General features: G+C 68.8%; 14 protein-coding genes and 1 tRNA gene. 5 read left to right on the plus strand and 10 right to left on the minus strand.

Annotation, left to right across the window (positions count from 1 at the left end; genetic code table 11):
* Positions 1-83: 83 nt before the first annotated feature.
* The 3 genes from ASD43_RS02065 to ASD43_RS02075 all read left to right on the plus strand — a co-directional run bounded on the left by ASD43_RS02065 (position 84) and on the right by ASD43_RS02075 (position 2,708).
* Positions 84-1,076 carry a LacI family DNA-binding transcriptional regulator gene (locus tag ASD43_RS02065; RefSeq protein ID WP_056412919.1) on the plus strand — a complete coding sequence of 331 codons (993 nt, stop codon included), beginning with the start codon at positions 84-86 and terminating at the stop codon, positions 1,074-1,076.
* Between the two features lie 14 nt (positions 1,077-1,090).
* A complete protein-coding gene (locus tag ASD43_RS02070) occupies positions 1,091-2,026 on the plus strand; it encodes an NAD(P)-dependent oxidoreductase (protein ID WP_056412922.1) in 936 nt (311 codons plus the stop codon).
* A 64-nt stretch (positions 2,027-2,090) separates the two neighbouring features.
* Complete coding sequence (locus tag ASD43_RS02075; RefSeq protein ID WP_056412925.1) at positions 2,091-2,708, plus strand: TetR/AcrR family transcriptional regulator; 618 nt, start codon at positions 2,091-2,093, stop codon at positions 2,706-2,708.
* 124 nt (positions 2,709-2,832) lie between these two features.
* On the opposite strand, the gene ASD43_RS02080 is transcribed toward ASD43_RS02075, so the two are convergent.
* Positions 2,833-3,957 (minus strand): Gfo/Idh/MocA family protein, encoded by a 1,125-nt coding sequence (locus ASD43_RS02080; RefSeq protein WP_056412929.1) that lies wholly within the window; start codon positions 3,955-3,957, stop codon positions 2,833-2,835.
* Positions 3,954-4,778, minus strand: coding sequence for a sugar phosphate isomerase/epimerase family protein (locus ASD43_RS02085; protein WP_056412932.1), 825 nt, complete (start codon positions 4,776-4,778; stop codon positions 3,954-3,956). Before ASD43_RS02085 ends, ASD43_RS02080 begins: the two co-directional genes overlap by 4 nt.
* 158 nt (positions 4,779-4,936) lie before the next feature.
* Here ASD43_RS02085 and ASD43_RS02090 point away from each other — a divergent pair, with 158 nt between their 5' ends.
* On the plus strand, positions 4,937-5,332 hold the full coding sequence (locus ASD43_RS02090) for a VOC family protein (RefSeq protein WP_056412936.1): 396 nt from the start codon (positions 4,937-4,939) through the stop codon (positions 5,330-5,332).
* Between the two features lie 48 nt (positions 5,333-5,380).
* Here the strand turns inward: ASD43_RS02090 and ASD43_RS02095 are convergent, their stop codons facing one another.
* Both ASD43_RS02095 and ASD43_RS02100 read right to left on the minus strand, forming a co-directional pair.
* Positions 5,381-6,355, minus strand: coding sequence for an NAD-dependent epimerase/dehydratase family protein (locus ASD43_RS02095; protein WP_056412938.1), 975 nt, complete (start codon positions 6,353-6,355; stop codon positions 5,381-5,383).
* Between the two features lie 61 nt (positions 6,356-6,416).
* A complete protein-coding gene (locus ASD43_RS02100; RefSeq protein ID WP_056412941.1) occupies positions 6,417-7,457 on the minus strand; it encodes an aldo/keto reductase in 1,041 nt (346 codons plus the stop codon).
* Between the two features lie 228 nt (positions 7,458-7,685).
* Between ASD43_RS02100 and ASD43_RS02105 the strand changes: the two genes are divergently transcribed.
* Positions 7,686-10,307, plus strand: a complete 2,622-nt coding sequence (locus ASD43_RS02105; protein WP_200946552.1) for an excinuclease ABC subunit UvrA — start codon at positions 7,686-7,688, stop codon at positions 10,305-10,307.
* Between the two features lie 37 nt (positions 10,308-10,344).
* Here the strand turns inward: ASD43_RS02105 and ASD43_RS02110 are convergent.
* From ASD43_RS02110 to ASD43_RS02135, 6 genes are all read right to left on the minus strand, one after another.
* Positions 10,345-10,433 (minus strand) — tRNA-Ser (locus tag ASD43_RS02110).
* A gap of 73 nt (positions 10,434-10,506) precedes the next feature.
* A complete protein-coding gene (locus tag ASD43_RS02115) occupies positions 10,507-11,514 on the minus strand; it encodes a LacI family DNA-binding transcriptional regulator (protein ID WP_200946553.1) in 1,008 nt (335 codons plus the stop codon).
* 43 nt (positions 11,515-11,557) lie between these two features.
* Positions 11,558-12,235 carry a hypothetical protein gene (locus ASD43_RS02120; RefSeq protein ID WP_056412946.1) on the minus strand — a complete coding sequence of 226 codons (678 nt, stop codon included), beginning with the start codon at positions 12,233-12,235 and terminating at the stop codon, positions 11,558-11,560.
* Between the two features lie 2 nt (positions 12,236-12,237).
* Complete coding sequence (locus tag ASD43_RS02125; RefSeq protein WP_056412949.1) at positions 12,238-13,179, minus strand: carbohydrate ABC transporter permease; 942 nt, start codon at positions 13,177-13,179, stop codon at positions 12,238-12,240.
* Positions 13,176-14,177, minus strand: coding sequence for a carbohydrate ABC transporter permease (locus ASD43_RS02130; protein WP_056412952.1), 1,002 nt, complete (start codon positions 14,175-14,177; stop codon positions 13,176-13,178). Before ASD43_RS02130 ends, ASD43_RS02125 begins: the two co-directional genes overlap by 4 nt.
* A 67-nt stretch (positions 14,178-14,244) precedes the next feature.
* Positions 14,245-15,540, minus strand: coding sequence for an ABC transporter substrate-binding protein (locus tag ASD43_RS02135; RefSeq protein ID WP_056412955.1), 1,296 nt, complete (start codon positions 15,538-15,540; stop codon positions 14,245-14,247).
* Positions 15,541-15,652: the final 112 nt, after the last annotated feature.

Below are 15,652 nucleotides of genomic sequence, written 5' to 3' on the forward strand. Positions count from 1 at the left end.
TGAGCTGTTACTACGTATTACTAAGACGTAGTAGATACTATCGAGGGACACCCCGGACACGTCAACCCCGGAAGGACGGCTGCATGGATCGGCGACCGACCAGCCACGACGTCGCGCATCGCGCCGGGGTCTCGCAATCGACGGTGTCGATGGTGTTCACCGGCCGCTCGGGCATCTCCGAAGCAACCCGCGACAAGGTGCTGCGGGCCGCGGCCGAGCTCCACTACCGGCCGAACCTCGCCGCCCGATCGATGCGCACCCAGCGCACCGGCCGCCTCGCCGTCGTCGTGCCGATCGCCACGATGAACCCGCTGACTCTGCTCTCAGGCGCGATCGCCGCCGCCCGAGACGAGGGCTATGTGGTCGAGGTCGTCAGCCTGCCCGATGACGCTGAGGAACGCGAGGGGCGATTGTCCGAGCTCGTCGACTCCGGGCAGTACGAAGGGGTTCTCGCTTTCACACCGCTGCCCTTCACCGACACCACCGGAGGTGGGCCGATCGTGCTCTCGGTCGGAGAGTTCGACGACGCGATGCACATGACCGGCGAGTTCACCGACTCGCGTCCGATCACCGAGATGATCGAGCGGCTGGCGACCCAGGGCCACCGCCGGTTCATCCATCTCGCCGGGGCCCCGGACTTCCCCTCCGCACGAGCGCGCCGGGACGCCTATCTCGAGACGATCGATCGGCTCGGGCTCGAGTCCCTCGGGGTGACCGCAGGCGACTGGAGCGGCGAGGCCGGCGAGGAGGCGATCGACGCATTGCCCGATGACGCTCCCCCGCTCGCGGTGATCGCCGCGAACGATGTCATCGCCACCGGCGCGATCAGAGCAGCCACCCGGCGCGGATGGCGACTGCCGCACGAGGTCGCCGTGACCGGGTGGGACGACCATCACCAGAGCGCCTTCCTCGTGCCCTCGCTCACGAGCGTCGCGCAGGACCGGGAGCGCCTCGGCGCCTACTCGATGCACCGGCTCGTGGCTGCCGTTCGGCGCGGCGAGCCACCCGTGAAACCGGACGGCCTGCTCACCATCGTGTGGCGCGAGTCGACCGAGTCCCCCCAACGACTACCGTGAAAGTGGAGGCGTCCATGAAGATCCTGATCCCGAACACCATCGACCTGCCGGTGACCGCCGACGTCGAGGTCGTCGTCTACGACATCGACGCGGTCATCCCGACGGAGCATCGCGATGCCGAGGTGCTGGTCGTCTGGCACAACTCGTCGGCCTGGCTGCAGGATGCCGCTCGCATGCTCCCGCGACTGCGGCTCGTGCAGGCGCTCGCCTCCGGCGCGGACGCGGTGCTGAACGCCGGATTCGCCGACGGGGTGAGCATCTGCTCCGGACGCTCGCTGCACGACGGCCCGGTCGCCGAGCACACCCTGGCACTGATCCTCGGCGCCGTGCGGCGCCTCGACCGGCTGCGCGACGCGCAGCGCGAGCACCACTGGGACGACGATTTCAACGACGTCCAGAGCGCGCCCGACACGCAGGCGTCGTACACGCTCGCCGGCGCGCGTGTCACGATCTGGGGGTTCGGATCGATCGCCTCGACCCTCGCTCCCCTCCTCACGGCGCTGGGCGCCGAGGTGCAGGGCATCGCCCGCACGGCGGGCACCCGCTCGGGCGTCGAGGTGCACGCGGATGCCGATGCGACGGCGGTCCTCGCCGACACCGACGTGCTGGTATCGATCCTGCCCGCCACGGCGGAGACCACCGACCTGCTCAGTGCCGATGTCTTCCACGCGCTGAAGCCGGGCGCCGTGTTCGTGAACGTCGGGCGCGGGGCGACGGTCGACGAGACCGCCCTCATCGCCGCCCTCGAGTCGGGGCAGCTGCGGTCGGCGGCGATCGACGTCGCGAAGGCCGAGCCGCTGCCGGCATCCGATCCGCTGTGGGAGGCGCCGAACCTCCTGCTCACCCCGCACGTCGCCGGCAACCGCCCGGTCGGCGCCGCGGACCTGGTCGATGAGAACATCGCCCGACTGCAGGCGGGTGACGACCTCGTCAATCAGGTGCACCCCTGAGCTGTACGACCGCAGAATAACCTCCAATCGGAGGTTTTCGGCGCGCCCTCGCTATCATCGGAGGATGACCGATCCGACACCCCGATCGTCGGGACCGCGAGGGAGCTACGCGAAGGGCATCGCGCGGCGTCAGGAGATCCTCGACAAGTCGATCGAGGTGTTTGCGAGACGCGGGGCGAAGAAGACCAGCCTGCGCGCTATCGCTCAGGAGGTCGGCGTGACGCACGCCGCCCTCACGCACTACTTCGGCTCTCTCGAAGACCTGCTCGTGGCCGTCTACCGCGAGCACGAGCGCCGCTCCGACTCCGAGCATCCCGAGACGCCGGCGGATGTGAGCCCTGCGCTGATGATGCGCGTCTCCGCCGAGGAGAACCGCAGCATCCCCGGCCTGATCCAGCTGTACTCCACGCTCGTCGCCACAGCACTCGAGGAGGAGGGCTCCCCGGCCCACGAGTTCGCGACCCAGCGATTCGGTCGACTCCGCATCGAGCTCACCGACCGGGTGCGTCTGCTGCAGTCCACCGGGCAGCTGCGCGACGACCTCGACCCCGCGCTCGTCGCGGCCCTCGTCATCGCGGCCTCCGACGGGCTGCAGACGCAATGGCTCCTCGAGCCGTCGGTCGACCATGAGGCCGCTCTCGAGATGCTCGACAACCTGCTCGCCGGCGACCGGCGCCGATAGGCACACCCGGCGACGAGAACCGCCGGCGATGCACCCCCGATCCTGCGGCCGGACGGGTCGGACAGACCACGCCCCCGTCGACGCGGTGTCGACGGGGGCGCGGTCGGTGCAGCGGGTCAGTCGCTCAGAGCGTCGCCGCGAACGGGTCGAAGCCCTCGGGGAGCAGCGGCACCGGAGCGACCGTGCTCTCGACGACGACAGCCTGACCGGTCGCCGCCGCTTCCTGTGCGGAGAGCAGGGTGTCGAGCACGTGGAAGCCGAGCTCACCGGAGGCGACGTGCGGACGCCCCTCGGCGATCGCCCGCACCATGTCGAGCGCGCCGATGCCGCGGCCGACCACGACGTCGTCGTGCTCGATCTCGATCCACTCCTGCTCGAACGACATGCCGTCACGGATCACACCGAGCGGCTTGACGTACGCGATGCGACCGGCGAACTGGTTCGGGTCGGGGAGCACGATCGTGCCCTCGGTGCCGTGGATCTCGACGATGCCGTGGCGCTCGAGCGCGGAGTCGAAGCTCAGCAGCGTCTGCGACTGCGCACCGCCCTCGAAGGCGGTGACGATCTGGATCGTCGACGGCACCTCGACCGGGAACATGGTCCCTGCGTTGGGTCCGGTGTGGATCTCGCGCTCCTCGCGCGCCTTCGTGCCGACCGCGGCGACGTGGTCGACCGGTCCGAGAAGGCTCACCAGGGCCGAGAAGTAGTACGGCCCCATGTCGAGCAGCGGCCCCGCACCCTCCGCGAAGAGGAAGGCAGGACTCGGGTGCCACAGATCGGGCCCTTGGGTCTGGAACGTGGTCTGGGCGAACAGCGGGCGGCCGATGACTCCGCTCTCGATCGCACGACGAGCGGCCTGGAAGCCCGGTCCGAGCAGCGTGTCGGGGGCGGAGCCGATCCGCAGGCCCGCGGCGTCGGCCTCACCGAGCAGCTCGGCAGCGCCGTCGCGGTCGAGCCCGAGGGGCTTCTCCGTCCAGACGTGCTTGCCTGCGGCGATCGCGGCGCGGGAGACCTCGATGTGCACGGCGGGGATCGTCAGGTTGATGACCAGATCGACGCCGGGGTGAGCGAGGACGTCGTCGGCGGTGCCGAACGACGGCACCCCGTACTTCGCCGCCTGCGCCTCGGCGCGGTCGACCAGCAGGTCGCCGACGACGAGCACCTCGACGTCGGGGAACGACGACAGGTTCTCGAGGTAGGTGTCGCTGATGACACCGAGGCCGATGATGCCGATGCCGACCGCGCTCATCGTGCGAACCCACCCTCGATGAGGAACGAGTAGCTCGCGGCGATGTCGGCGAAGACGTCACCCGGGGCGTTGTCGTATTCGATGATGGCGTACTTCAGGTCGGATGCCGCGCGCAGCGAGTCCGCGAGGGGCACGTCGCCCGTGCCCGCGTGACGCTGGTCGAGGCTCGCCGAGCCGAACTCCGCGGCACCGGGTGCGAACGGGTTGCTGGCCGGCGCGACGCCGTCCTTGACGTGCGCGGCGACGAGGCGGTCGCCGAGGCGCGAGACCAGCGCGGTCACGTCCTGCTCCCCCACGAGCGCCCAGTACAGGTCGAGCTCGAGGACGACGCGCTCGTCGGTCAGCGCGACGAAGCGCTCGTACGCCGTCTGTCCGTCGAACTCCTCGACGAACTCCTGGGCGTGGTTGTGGTACCCGACCTCGAGGCCGAAGGTCGCGGCGGTCTCGACCAGCGCGTTCAGGCGCTCGGCGATGTCGGTGACGCCCTCGAGCGTGAACCAGCGCTCGGGAACCACGAACGGGTCGATCACGGTCTTGATGCCGACCTTGGCCGCGGCCTCGAAGACGACCTCGGGCGCGGGGGTCGGGATCGATCCGTCCGGCGTCCACAGCTCGTCCGAGAGCAGCGGTGCGTGGCCGGTGGGCGAGACGAGGCCGGAGGCGTCGAGGGCCGCGCGGATCTCATCGGGACGGCGCACGAAGTCGAACGCCTCGACGTTGCGCAGTCCGATGGCGGCGAGCTTGTCGAGCGAGCCGCCCATGTCGGCGGAGAACTCCGCGGCGAGTGTGTACAGCTGAACAGATGCTTCTGGCAGGGCCACGTTGACCTTCCTTGATTGTGCGAGTGGGCGGAGGAATCGCCCGCGGCCAGAGTACCAGAAACCTCCACGTGGAAGTAATGAGATTCTCGTATTCCCCGCGGTAGACCGCGCACCCGCACACCCTGGACATGCGCGGTGCGGCGGCGCATGCTGAACGCATGAGCGCATTCCAGACCACACGGGCATTCAGCGGGTTCAGCGTCGACGACATCGATGCCGCCCGCTCGTTCTACGGCGACGTCCTCGGACTCCGGGTCGAGACCAACGCGATGGGGTTCCTCGACATCCATCTTCCCGACGGCGGATCGATCCTCGTCTACGCGAAGCCCGACCACACTCCGGCGAGCTTCACGATCCTGAACTTCCCCGTCGACGACATCGATGCCGCCGTCGACGATCTCAACGGACGTGGCGTGGCGACGAAGATCTACGACGATTCCGAGTTCGACAGCGATCCGAAGGGCATCATGCGGGGCGGACCGGGGCGCGGGCCCGACATCGCCTGGTTCCGCGACCCGGCCGGCAACGTCCTCGCGGTGATGTCCGCCGCCTGAGCCGGAGGCCGGACGTCAGGCCAGACGTCAGACGTCAGACGCCTGGCGTCAGGCCAGAAGCGCGTCGAACAGCGCGTTCACGGCGGGATCGACGCGCTGCAGTTCAGGGTGCGCGTCGTGCCAGTCGACGATCTCGCGCGCCGCGGTGTGCAGCGCCACGACCGGGGCGAAGTCGGGCACGATGCGGCGGATCTTCGTGTTGTCGAAGACCACCGAGTGGGCCATGTCGCCGGAGAGCTGCCCCGCGCGCTCGGGGGCCGCGGCTTCGATCGCCGCGCTGGTGGCATACCGGATTCGCGGCTCGGCACCGGCCGCGCGCCCGAGGATCCCGTAGATCTCGTTCCAGGTATAGACGAAGTCGCTCGTGATCTGGAAGGTGTCCCCGTAGGCGAGCGGGTTGCCGAGCAGTCCCGCGAACCCGACCGCGAAATCGCTCGCGTGGGTGAGGGTCCACAGCGATGTCCCGTCGCCGTGCACGATGATCTCCTCGCCACGGCGGATGCGGTCGATCGCGGTCCAGCCGCCGAACGCGGGGATCGTCCACTTGTCGTACGTGTGCGAGGGGCGCAGCACCGTGACGGGGAAGGCGCGGTCCCGATAGGCGGTCGTGAGCAGATCCTCGCAGGCGATCTTGTCGCGTGAGTACTGCCAGTGCGGGTTGCGCAGCGGTGTGGACTCCGTGATCGGCAGGCGGGCCACCGGCTTCTGGTAGGCGGACGCGGAGCTGATGAACACGTACTGACCGGTGCGCCCCTCGAACCGGTCGATGTCACGCTGCACCTGCTCGGGGGTGAACGCGATCATGTCGGCGACGACGTCGAACTCCCGTCCGGCCAGCGCCGCGTCGACGGCCGCGGCATCCTCGATGTCTGCCGTGAGCACCTCGACGCCCTCCGCGGGGTCGCGACGCGACGTGCCCCGATTGAGCAGCGTGACCTCCATGCCACGTGAGGCGGCCAGCGCACTCGCCGCCGACGAGATGATCCCGGTTCCGCCGATGAACAACACCTTCGTCGCACTCATGCGATCGACTCTAGCGAGGCACCCGCCCGCGGGGGCGGGATCGCGCCCCGCGGGCGTGCCGTCAGACGACGGCGGTGCCGGGCGCGGCCGCGAACTCCTCGAGTGCGGCGACGACCTCGGCGGAGAGCTCCACGCGGCTTGCCGCGACCGCATCGTCGATCTGTCCGGTGCGGGAGGCGCCGATGATCGCCGTGGTGACCACCGGATCGCGAAGCACCCAGGCGATGGCGAGCTGTGGGATCGAGAGCCCCGCATCCTTCGCGATGCGGTCGATGCCGCGGATGCGCTCGAGGTAGTCGTCGGTGAGCGCCGACCCGTTCAGGAAGTGACTGCTCGCCGCCCGTGAGTCGGCGGGCACGTCGCCGTCGATGTACTTCGCCGTCAGCAGGCCCTGTGCGAGCGGTGAGAAGACCGCGCTGCCGACGTTCAGCTCGCGCAGCGCCGGGAACAGTTGGGCCTCCGGTGTGCGGTCGAACAGCGAGTAGCGGGGCTGGTGCAGCAGCAGCGTCACGCCCTGCTCGGCGAGCAGTTCGTAGGCGCGGCGGGCGAGCTCGGCCGGATAGTTCGAGATGCCGACGTACAGCGCCTTGCCGCTGCGGACGATGTCGGCGAGGGCCGTCGTCGTCTCCTCGAGCGGAGTCTCGGGATCGGGCCGATGCGAGTAGAACACGTCCACGTAGTCGGTGTTCATGCGCTGCAGGCTCTGCTCGAGCGATCGCACGAGGTACTTGCGCGATCCGCCGTCGCCGAAGGGCCCCGGCCACATGTCGTAGCCGGCCTTGGTCGTCACGAACAGCTCGTCACGGTAACGGGCGAGACCGCTGGCGAGCACCGATCCGAACGTCGACTCGGCCGATCCGTACGGCGGGCCGTAGTTGTTCGCGAGGTCGATGTGCACGACGCCCCGGTCGAACGCGTGCAGCACTATCTGCCGCTGGCTGTCGAAGGTGCGGTCTCGTCCGAAGTTCTGCCAGAGGCCGAGCGAGACCTTCGGGAGCTGCACGCCGCTCGCGCCCGCGCGCTGGAAGGGCACGTCCGTGTAGCGGGTGGATGCGGCCTCGTAGACGGAGGTGAGGCGGGGGTCATCAGCGGCGATGGGCATGGAGGATGCTCCTAGGCGAGGCGAGAGGAAGGGCTTCAGGATAGCGCTTCCCGAAAGACCCGAGCAGACCGGGGTGCCATACTCCGCAATCCTCGAGACGCCGGTGCGGGCGGGGTCCGCTCCCCGCTGTCAAGGACGCCGACGAAGTCGGACGGTCGGGGTAACGTGGCGCGGAGTCGGCGATCGTCGCATCCACCCCCGTCCTGCGCGGGATACGAGAAGAGGTCCATGATGGGCGGGACCCCACCGTCGAAGCTCTCCGGCACGTCGAACGCGATCGTCGTGACCGGAGCACGTGTGCACAACCTTCGCGATGTCGACGTCGCGATACCCCGCGACGCCCTCGTCGCCTTCACGGGCGTCTCCGGCTCCGGAAAGAGCTCCCTCGCGTTCGGCACCCTCTACGCCGAAGCCCAGCGACGCTACTTCGAGTCCGTGGCGCCCTACGCGCGACGCCTGATGAGCCAGGTCGACATCCCCGACGTCGACGCCATCGGCGGGCTGCCCCCGGCGGTCGCCCTCCCCCAGCAGCGCACCGCCGGCAGCGCTCGATCGACCGTCGGCAGCGCCACCTCGATCGGCAATGTGGTGCGCATGCTGTTCTCGCGCGTCGGCACGTACCCGCCCGGCGCGGAGCCCCTGTTCGCCGAGGACTTCTCGGCGAACACCGTCCAGGGCGCATGCCCGCGATGCCACGGCATCGGGCAGGTGTACGACGTGCCCCTGCACCTCATGGTCCCCGACGAGTCGTTGTCGATCCGCGACCGCGCCCTCGACGCCTGGCCGCGAGCGTGGCACGGCAAGCAGCTCATCGACAGCCTGATCTCCCTCGGCTACGACATCGACATCCCCTGGCGCGATCTGCCCGAGGAGCAGCGTCGGTGGGTGCTGTACACCGAGGAATCCCCTCAGGTGCCGGTGTTCACCGATCGTGGTCCTGCACAGGTGCGCAAGGCCGTCGCCGCCGGGGTCGAACCGTCGTACATGAGCACGTTCGTCGGCGTGAAGCAGTACGTGCTCAACACGTTCGCCCACTCGAAGAGCGCCAAGATGCGCGAGAAGGCGGCGAGCTACATGGTCAGCGTCCGCTGCCCGCTGTGCGAGGGACGTCGACTGAAGCCCGAAGCGCTCGCCGTGACGTTCGCCGGTCTCGACATCACCGAGATGGCCGCGCTGCCGCTCGCCGATCTCGCGGCGCTTCTCGAGACGGCACTCGCCCCCTCCGACAGCGGGTCGGATGCCGGCGGCTCCGAGGGCAGGGCACTCGCACCCGAGAAGCAGCTCGCGGCGCAGCGGCTGGTCGACGAGCTGCGCGACCGGGTCTCGCCCATCATCGAGCTCGGCCTGGGCTACCTCTCGCTGGATCGATCGACGCCCACCCTCTCCTCCGGCGAGCTGCAGCGCATGCGGCTCGCCACCCAGGTGCTCTCGCAGCTGTTCGGGGTCATGTTCGTGCTCGACGAGCCCTCCGCCGGCCTCCACCCCGCCGATGGCGAGGCGCTCGTGCGCATCCTCCGCTCGCTCCGGGACTCCGGCAACACGGTCTTCTTCGTCGAGCACTCGCTCGACGTGATCCGGCATGCGGACTGGATCGTCGACATCGGCCCCGGTGCGGGGGCCACCGGTGGCGAGATCGTCTATTCCGGCCCGATCGACGGTCTCCGCGACGTGGAGCGCTCCCAGACCCGGCGCTACCTGTTCGCCGATGACCTGCGCGCCGCGCAGCAGCCGACCCCGAGGCCCGCCTCCCGCGAGCCCGACGGCGAGCTCGTGCTCACCGACGTCTCGCGGAACAACCTCCGCAGCGTGTCGGTGTCGATCCCCCTCGGCTGCCTCACCGCCGTCACCGGCGTCTCCGGCTCGGGCAAGTCCTCCCTGGTGACCCAGGCTCTGCCCGATCTGCTGCAGAAGAGCCTGTCGAGCGAGGTCGACGGCTCGACGATCGACGCGTCGAACGGCGAGAAGAGCAGCACGACCGCCGATCCGCTGTTCTCCGCGCCGACAGCCCAGACGACGGGGCGGGCGTCGGGTCCTGCCAGCCGCGTGCGGCGCGTCGTGCAGGTCAGCCAGAAGCCGATCGGCCGCACGTCGCGATCGAACGTGGCGACGTACACAGGCCTCTTCGACCGCGTCCGCGCTCTGTTCGCCGCGACTCCCGAAGCACGCCGGCGACGCTACGCCGCGAGCCGGTTCTCATTCAACCTGCCGAACGGACGATGCCCCACCTGCAAGGGCGAGGGCACGGTCGAGGTGGAGCTGCTCTTCCTCCCGACCGTCCATGCCCCGTGCAGCACGTGCGGCGGCACGCGCTACAACCCGGAGACCCTCGAGATCGAACTCCACGGTCACACGATCGCCGACGTCCTCGCCCTGAGCGTGAACGACGCGCGCGTGCTCTTCGATGATGACGCCGATGTCGCGCGACACCTCGATGCCTTGCTCGATGTAGGACTGGGATACCTGCCGCTGGGGCAGTCGGCGACAGAGCTGTCGGGCGGCGAGGCACAGCGCGTGAAGCTGGCATCCGAGTTGCGACGCGCCCAGCACGGCGACACCCTGTACCTGCTCGACGAGCCCACTTCCGGGCTGCATCCGTCGGACACCGATCGGTTGCTCGTGCACCTCCAGCACCTCGTCGACGCCGGCAACACTGTGGTGATGGTCGAGCACGACATGCGTGTCGTCGCGCAGGCCGACTGGGTGATCGACATGGGCCCCGGCGCCGGAGACCTCGGAGGATCCGTCGTGGCACAGGGCACTGCCCGCTCCGTCGCCTCAGCGAGCGACAGCACGACGGCGACGTACCTCGCGGATGCCCTCGCGGCGCAGGACCGCGGAATCAGCGCCTGAAAACAGAAAATCCCCGCCTGAGCGGGGATTCCTTCTGCGGAGACGAGGGGATTTGAACCCCTGGTCCCCGTGAGGGGACTCCACCTTAGCAGGGTGGTGCACTCGGCCGGACTATGCGACGTCTCCAGGCATCCGCTCCGTGAAGACCGGATGCACCCTGCAAGCATAACGGGTTCACGGGGCAGCGACGAATCGGTGCTCAGTCGGTGACGGCACTCGACTCGCGCACGACGAGCTCGGGCTGGAATCGCACGCGGCGGTCGTGCTCCACGCCGTCCAGCTCCTTCAGCAGCAGGTCGACGCCGGTCCAGCCGAGCAGTCTCGCCGGCTGCCGCACCGAGCTCAGCGGCACGACGGTGGCCGAGGCGAAGTCGATGTCGTCGTAGCCGACCATCGCGATGTCCTCCGGCACGCGGATGGCGGAGCCGAAGCTGAACGCCTGCAGCAGACCGACGGCGAGCAGGTCGTTCGCCGCGAACACGGCATCCGGTCGTGATCCGGTGGGGCGGGCGGCGATGATCTCGCCCGCGGCCCTGCCCTGCAGGACGGTGAGGGCGGACTGCTCGAAGACCTCGAGGGTGACGTCCGGGTGCGTGTCGACCGCCGCGCGCACCCCGCGCAGACGATCGGCGACCTGCTGCACCGACGGCGGTCCACCGACGAACGCCAACCGGCGACGCCCTGAAGCCAGCAGATGCTCGGCGGCCACCCTGCCGCCCTCGACGTCGTCGACCGACACCGACGGCAGCACGCCCTCCTCCACTTCGCGGTCGACGAGAACGACCGGCATCCCGCCTGCGGCGAAGCGGTGGACGGCGGACAGGTCGTCCGACGCAGGGGTCAGCAGCACGCCGTTCACCCGCTGCTCCTGGAACAGCTCGAGATGCGCCAGCTGGCGCTCATCCCGCTCGTCGCTGTTGCCGAGCAGCACGGTCATGCCGGCATCCGCCGCACGATCCTCGGCCCCGCGCACCACCTCGGCGAAGAACGGGTTGCCGATGTCGGGCACCACGAGTCCGATGCTGCGACTGCGACCGGCGCGCAGCTGCCTGGCGGCATCATTGCGCACGAAGCCCAGCTCGCGGATCACGCGCTGCACACGCTCGACGGTCTTCGCCGACACGCGCTCCGGCTGGTTCAAGACGTTCGAGACGGTGCCGACCGAGACGCCGGCCGCAGCCGCGACGTCTTTCACCCCTACAGCCATGGCGTGCCTCCGTCCGTCTGCGCGTGCGCCAACGACTACCTTCTCATCCTGCGTGGTTGTCTCCACGCCGGCGACGCGCGGGCACGGCGACGACGGCGAGCGTCGCGCAGCCGATTCCGGCGATGAACAGCGGCGCGAGCGCCCAGGTGACGACGCCGGTGAAGATCGCGGCAGCGGCGATGTAGGCGGCTCCCGCGACATCCGCACGGACGACGCCCGGCACCGCGCGCACCGCGACGACCCAGCCGCGCGAGGGAGACCATTCGCCCGCCGCGAGAAGCACGGTGACCGCGAGAACGAGCAGACCCGCCCAGCCGATGACGGCGATGGCCTCTCCACCGGGCAGTGCGCCCGACCCCGCGAGCACGATGTCGACCGTGAGCACGGCCGCGATCAGCGCCGCCGGCACGCCGACCGCGAGAGATCGGAGGATGCCGGCACGCACGTCGTCCCAGAACAGGGAGCTGCGCGAGTCCTCGGCCGCGACGAACCGCCGCAGATGACGGATGCCGGCGGCGAGCGCGATGGGCAGCGTGACGACGCCGAGGGCGACGATCGTCATCATCAGGCCGATCGTCAGCACCTCGCCGAACAGGCCGAACTTCGCCGTCGCACCGGGGTTGGCCCCCGGTTCCACACCCGCGACGGTGGGTCCTGCGCCGGAGCGCGCCTCGCGCGTCGCGGCGCGCTGTGCGCGCCGCTCTCCGCTGATGACCGACATGACTAGCCCTTCAGACCCTGTGTCGCGACACCGTCGACGAGGAAGCGCTGGAAGACGACGAAGAACAGCAGCACCGGCACGAGCGCGACGAACGAGGCCGTGACCGTCGCACCGTAGTCCGACGACGACGTCTGGTCGTTGTAGAGCCGCAGCGCGATCGGGAGCGGGTAGTTCTCGGGACTCGTCAGGTAGAGGAGCGGCCCGAGGAAGTCGTTCCACGCCCAGATGAACGAGAAGATCGCGCAGGTGATCAGCGCCGGCTTGATGAGCGGCAGGATGATCGACCAGAAGATCCGCAGGTGGCCCGCACCGTCGATGCGCGCGGCCTCGTCCATGTCGCGCGGCATCTGGCGGATGAACTGCACGAGCAGGAAGACGAAGAACGCTTCCGTGGCGAGGAACTTCGGCAGGATCAGCGGGATGAAGGTGTCGACCCATCCGAGCTGGTTGAAGATGATGTACTGCGGGATGATCACGACGTGGAACGGCAGCAGCAGTGTGCCGATCATCGCCGCGAACAGCACGCCGAGTCCCTTGAACTGCACGCGGGCGAACGCGTAGGCGGCGAGCGCCGACGAGAGCACGGTACCGACGACCGCGGACACCGCGAGGATCAGCGAGTTGAGGAAGAAGCGCCACATCGGCACTCCCGCGATGCCCTCCATGACCTTGCCGTAGTTCTCGATCGTCGGCGCCTGCGGGAACAGACCGGGATTCTGGCCGAACTCGGAGTTCGGCTTGAACGTGGACAGGAACAGCCACAGCAGCGGGTACAGCACGACAGCGGTGAGCAGGAGCAGACCGACGAACCAGATGACCGTCTGCCAGGTCTTGCGCGTGATAGGGCGGCGAGGGGCAGGCGGGCCGACGGGCGTCGTCTGCTGCGCGGCGAACGCCGGCGTCGACGCGGAGCCGGAGGTGGTGGCCTGATTGGAGGTGCTCATTTGTCGTCTCCCGAGTAGTGCACCCACGACCTCTGGGTGCGGAACAGGATGAGGGCGATGATCGCGACGACCACCAGCAGGACCCAGGCGATCGCGGCGGCGTACCCCATCTGTCCGTCGGAGAAGCCGCGCTTGTACAGGTAGACGGTGATGAAGTTCGTCATGCCGGCGGGGCCGCCGGAGCCGTTCGAGATGATGTACGCCGAGGCGAACACCTGGAAGGCGCCGATGAGGCCCAGCAGCAGGTTGAAGAACATCACCGGAGAGAGCATCGGGATCGTCACCGCACGGAACCGTCGGTACGCGTTCGCCCCGTCCATCTCGGCGGCCTCGTACAGCTCCTTGGGGATCTGCTTGAGACCGGCGAGGAAGATCACCATCGTGGCTCCGAACTGCCAGACGGCGAGCAGGATCATCATCGGGAGCACGAGTCCCGGATTGCCGATCCATCCGCCCAGGTCGATCCCGAAGATCTGCAGACCGCTGTCGACAGGACCGTCGGAGTTGAACATCGCACGCCAGACGATGGCGACCGAGACCGAGCCGCCGATCAGCGAGGGGGCGTAGAACGCGGAGCGGAAGAAGCCGGCGCCCTTATCGCGGTAGTTCAGGAGCATCGCGACCCCGAGTGCGGCGGCGAGAGTGATCGGCGTGCCGATGAAGACGTAGACCAGGGTGATCTGGGCCGACTGGATGAAGTTCGGGTCGCTCGTGAAGAGACGGATGTAGTTGTCCAGCCCGATCCACTTGGGCGGCTGGAAGATGTTGTACTTCGTGAAGGAGAGGTACAGGGAGTAGACCATCGGCACGGCCGTGAGGCCGAAGAATCCGATGAGCCACGGGGTGAGGAACGCGTAGCCGGTCGCCGTCTCACGCCGCTGGCGCGACCGCTGGCCGGGCCGTGCGGGCTCGTTCTCTGGGCGACGGCCGCTGCGCAGCGCCTGCCCTCGTCCGGACTTCTTGCCCGTGACGATCGTCCTCGTCGCCGTCGTGCTCATGACAGCTCCTTCCGAAGTGTGCGGGGTGCGGTGGACCGGGCGGATGACGCCCGGCCCACCGACGGAATCACTGGTTGAGGACGACGTCCATCTCGGAGAAGAACTGCGTCACCGCGTCGTCGACCGTCGTGGTGCCGAAGTTCAGCTCGGTGCCCAGCACGCGGAACTTCTCCTCGAGGGTGCCGTAGCCGACGATCGGCACGGGAGGAGCGTCGCCGAGACGGTCGGCGATGGACTCCTCGTAGTCCTTGACGGCCTGGCTCATCGGGTCGAGATCAGCGGCCTCGAGGGCGGTCTCCGAGGCGGGGAGCCCGCGGTTCGTGCCGAAGATGGATCCGGCCTCCGGCGAGTTCACCAGGAAGTTCACGAGGGTCGCCGCAGCCTCGGGGTGCTCGGTCTTGGCCGAGATCGTGTGCAGCATGGAGGGCTTCAGGTACAGGTCCTTCGCCCCCTCCTCGGTGACGGGCGGTGCGACGATGCCGAGCTCGGTGTAGCTCTCGCCGAGGTTGGCGAGGTATCCCGCACCGAAGTTGTCCCAGGTCAGCTCACTGGCGTTCTTCGCGGTGTCGAAGGCGCTGAGCGGGAGGACCTCCTCGACGACCTGCTGCGGCACCACGGCACCATCGCGGATGTCGGAGCCGGACTCCCAGAACTCCTTCAGACGGTCCTCGTCGAACCCTGCCGTGCCGTCTTCGTTGAAGAGGTTCTTTCCCTCGCTGCGCAGCTGCAGCTCGAAGTTCTGGATGCGGCCGGTCCAGTCCGAGCCGCCCCAGTACTGGCCCGCGCCGGCGTCGGAGATCTCGGTGATCCAGTCGTCGTAGTCCTCCCAGTCGCCGCCGGCGAACTGCTCGACGCCGGCGGTCTCGAGCAGCACCGGGTTGGTGAAGACGGCCCAGGCATTGGTCGAGGTCGTGATGCCGTAGGTCGTGTCGTCGACCACGCCGATGCCGAGGATGTTCTCCGACAGCGGCTCGGTGTCGATGACGGATCCGAGGTAGGGCTCGAGGTCGAGCAGCAGGCCGTTCTCGGCGTACTGACGGAGGTACGAGTAGTCGAACTGCATGACGTCGGGGAGGCCGCCGCCGGCCGCCTCGGTCTGACGCTTCTCCCAGAACTCGGGGAATCCGAGGAAGGTCGCGTTGACCGTGATGTTCGGGTACTCCTCGTTGAACGCGTCGATCGCCTGGTTGTACAGGTCGGCCCGCACGTCGTTGCCCCAGAACGCGAGGTCGAGCGTGACCTTCTCGTCGGGGTCGTAGGTGGCACCGGCTTCGGGGCCTCCGCCGCCGGCGCAGCCGGCGAGCACCAGCGCTGCGCTGGTGGCGACGGCCGCTGTGGCCGCCAGACGCTTCTTGCTGAACATCGTTGTCCTCTCTGGTGAACGTCCTCGTCCGGCAATGCCGCGGAACGCCTCTGTCCATGTGGTGCGGGTGCATTCTCCATCGAGCGGGGAAAACGCTTACCTGCACGCTAAT

It is taken from the genome of Microbacterium sp. Root553, assembly GCF_001426995.1.
Classification (GTDB): domain Bacteria; phylum Actinomycetota; class Actinomycetes; order Actinomycetales; family Microbacteriaceae; genus Microbacterium.

Bases quoted from the DNA above. Each gene is read 5' to 3' on its own strand.
- ASD43_RS02065 (WP_056412919.1), top strand. From the start codon at position 84: ATGGATCGGCGACCGACCAGCCACGACGTCGCGCATCGCGCCGGGGTC.
- ASD43_RS02070 (WP_056412922.1), top strand. From the start codon at position 1,091: ATGAAGATCCTGATCCCGAACACCATCGACCTGCCGGTGACCGCCGAC.
- ASD43_RS02075 (WP_056412925.1), top strand. From the start codon at position 2,091: ATGACCGATCCGACACCCCGATCGTCGGGACCGCGAGGGAGCTACGCG.
- ASD43_RS02080 (WP_056412929.1), bottom strand. From the start codon at position 3,957: ATGAGCGCGGTCGGCATCGGCATCATCGGCCTCGGTGTCATCAGCGAC.
- ASD43_RS02090 (WP_056412936.1), top strand. From the start codon at position 4,937: ATGAGCGCATTCCAGACCACACGGGCATTCAGCGGGTTCAGCGTCGAC.
- ASD43_RS02095 (WP_056412938.1), bottom strand. From the start codon at position 6,355: ATGAGTGCGACGAAGGTGTTGTTCATCGGCGGAACCGGGATCATCTCG.
- ASD43_RS02100 (WP_056412941.1), bottom strand. From the start codon at position 7,457: ATGCCCATCGCCGCTGATGACCCCCGCCTCACCTCCGTCTACGAGGCC.
- ASD43_RS02105 (WP_200946552.1), top strand. From the start codon at position 7,686: ATGATGGGCGGGACCCCACCGTCGAAGCTCTCCGGCACGTCGAACGCG.
- ASD43_RS02115 (WP_200946553.1), bottom strand. From the start codon at position 11,514: ATGGCTGTAGGGGTGAAAGACGTCGCGGCTGCGGCCGGCGTCTCGGTC.
- ASD43_RS02120 (WP_056412946.1), bottom strand. From the start codon at position 12,235: ATGTCGGTCATCAGCGGAGAGCGGCGCGCACAGCGCGCCGCGACGCGC.
- ASD43_RS02125 (WP_056412949.1), bottom strand. From the start codon at position 13,179: ATGAGCACCTCCAATCAGGCCACCACCTCCGGCTCCGCGTCGACGCCG.
- ASD43_RS02130 (WP_056412952.1), bottom strand. From the start codon at position 14,177: ATGAGCACGACGGCGACGAGGACGATCGTCACGGGCAAGAAGTCCGGA.
- ASD43_RS02135 (WP_056412955.1), bottom strand. From the start codon at position 15,540: ATGTTCAGCAAGAAGCGTCTGGCGGCCACAGCGGCCGTCGCCACCAGC.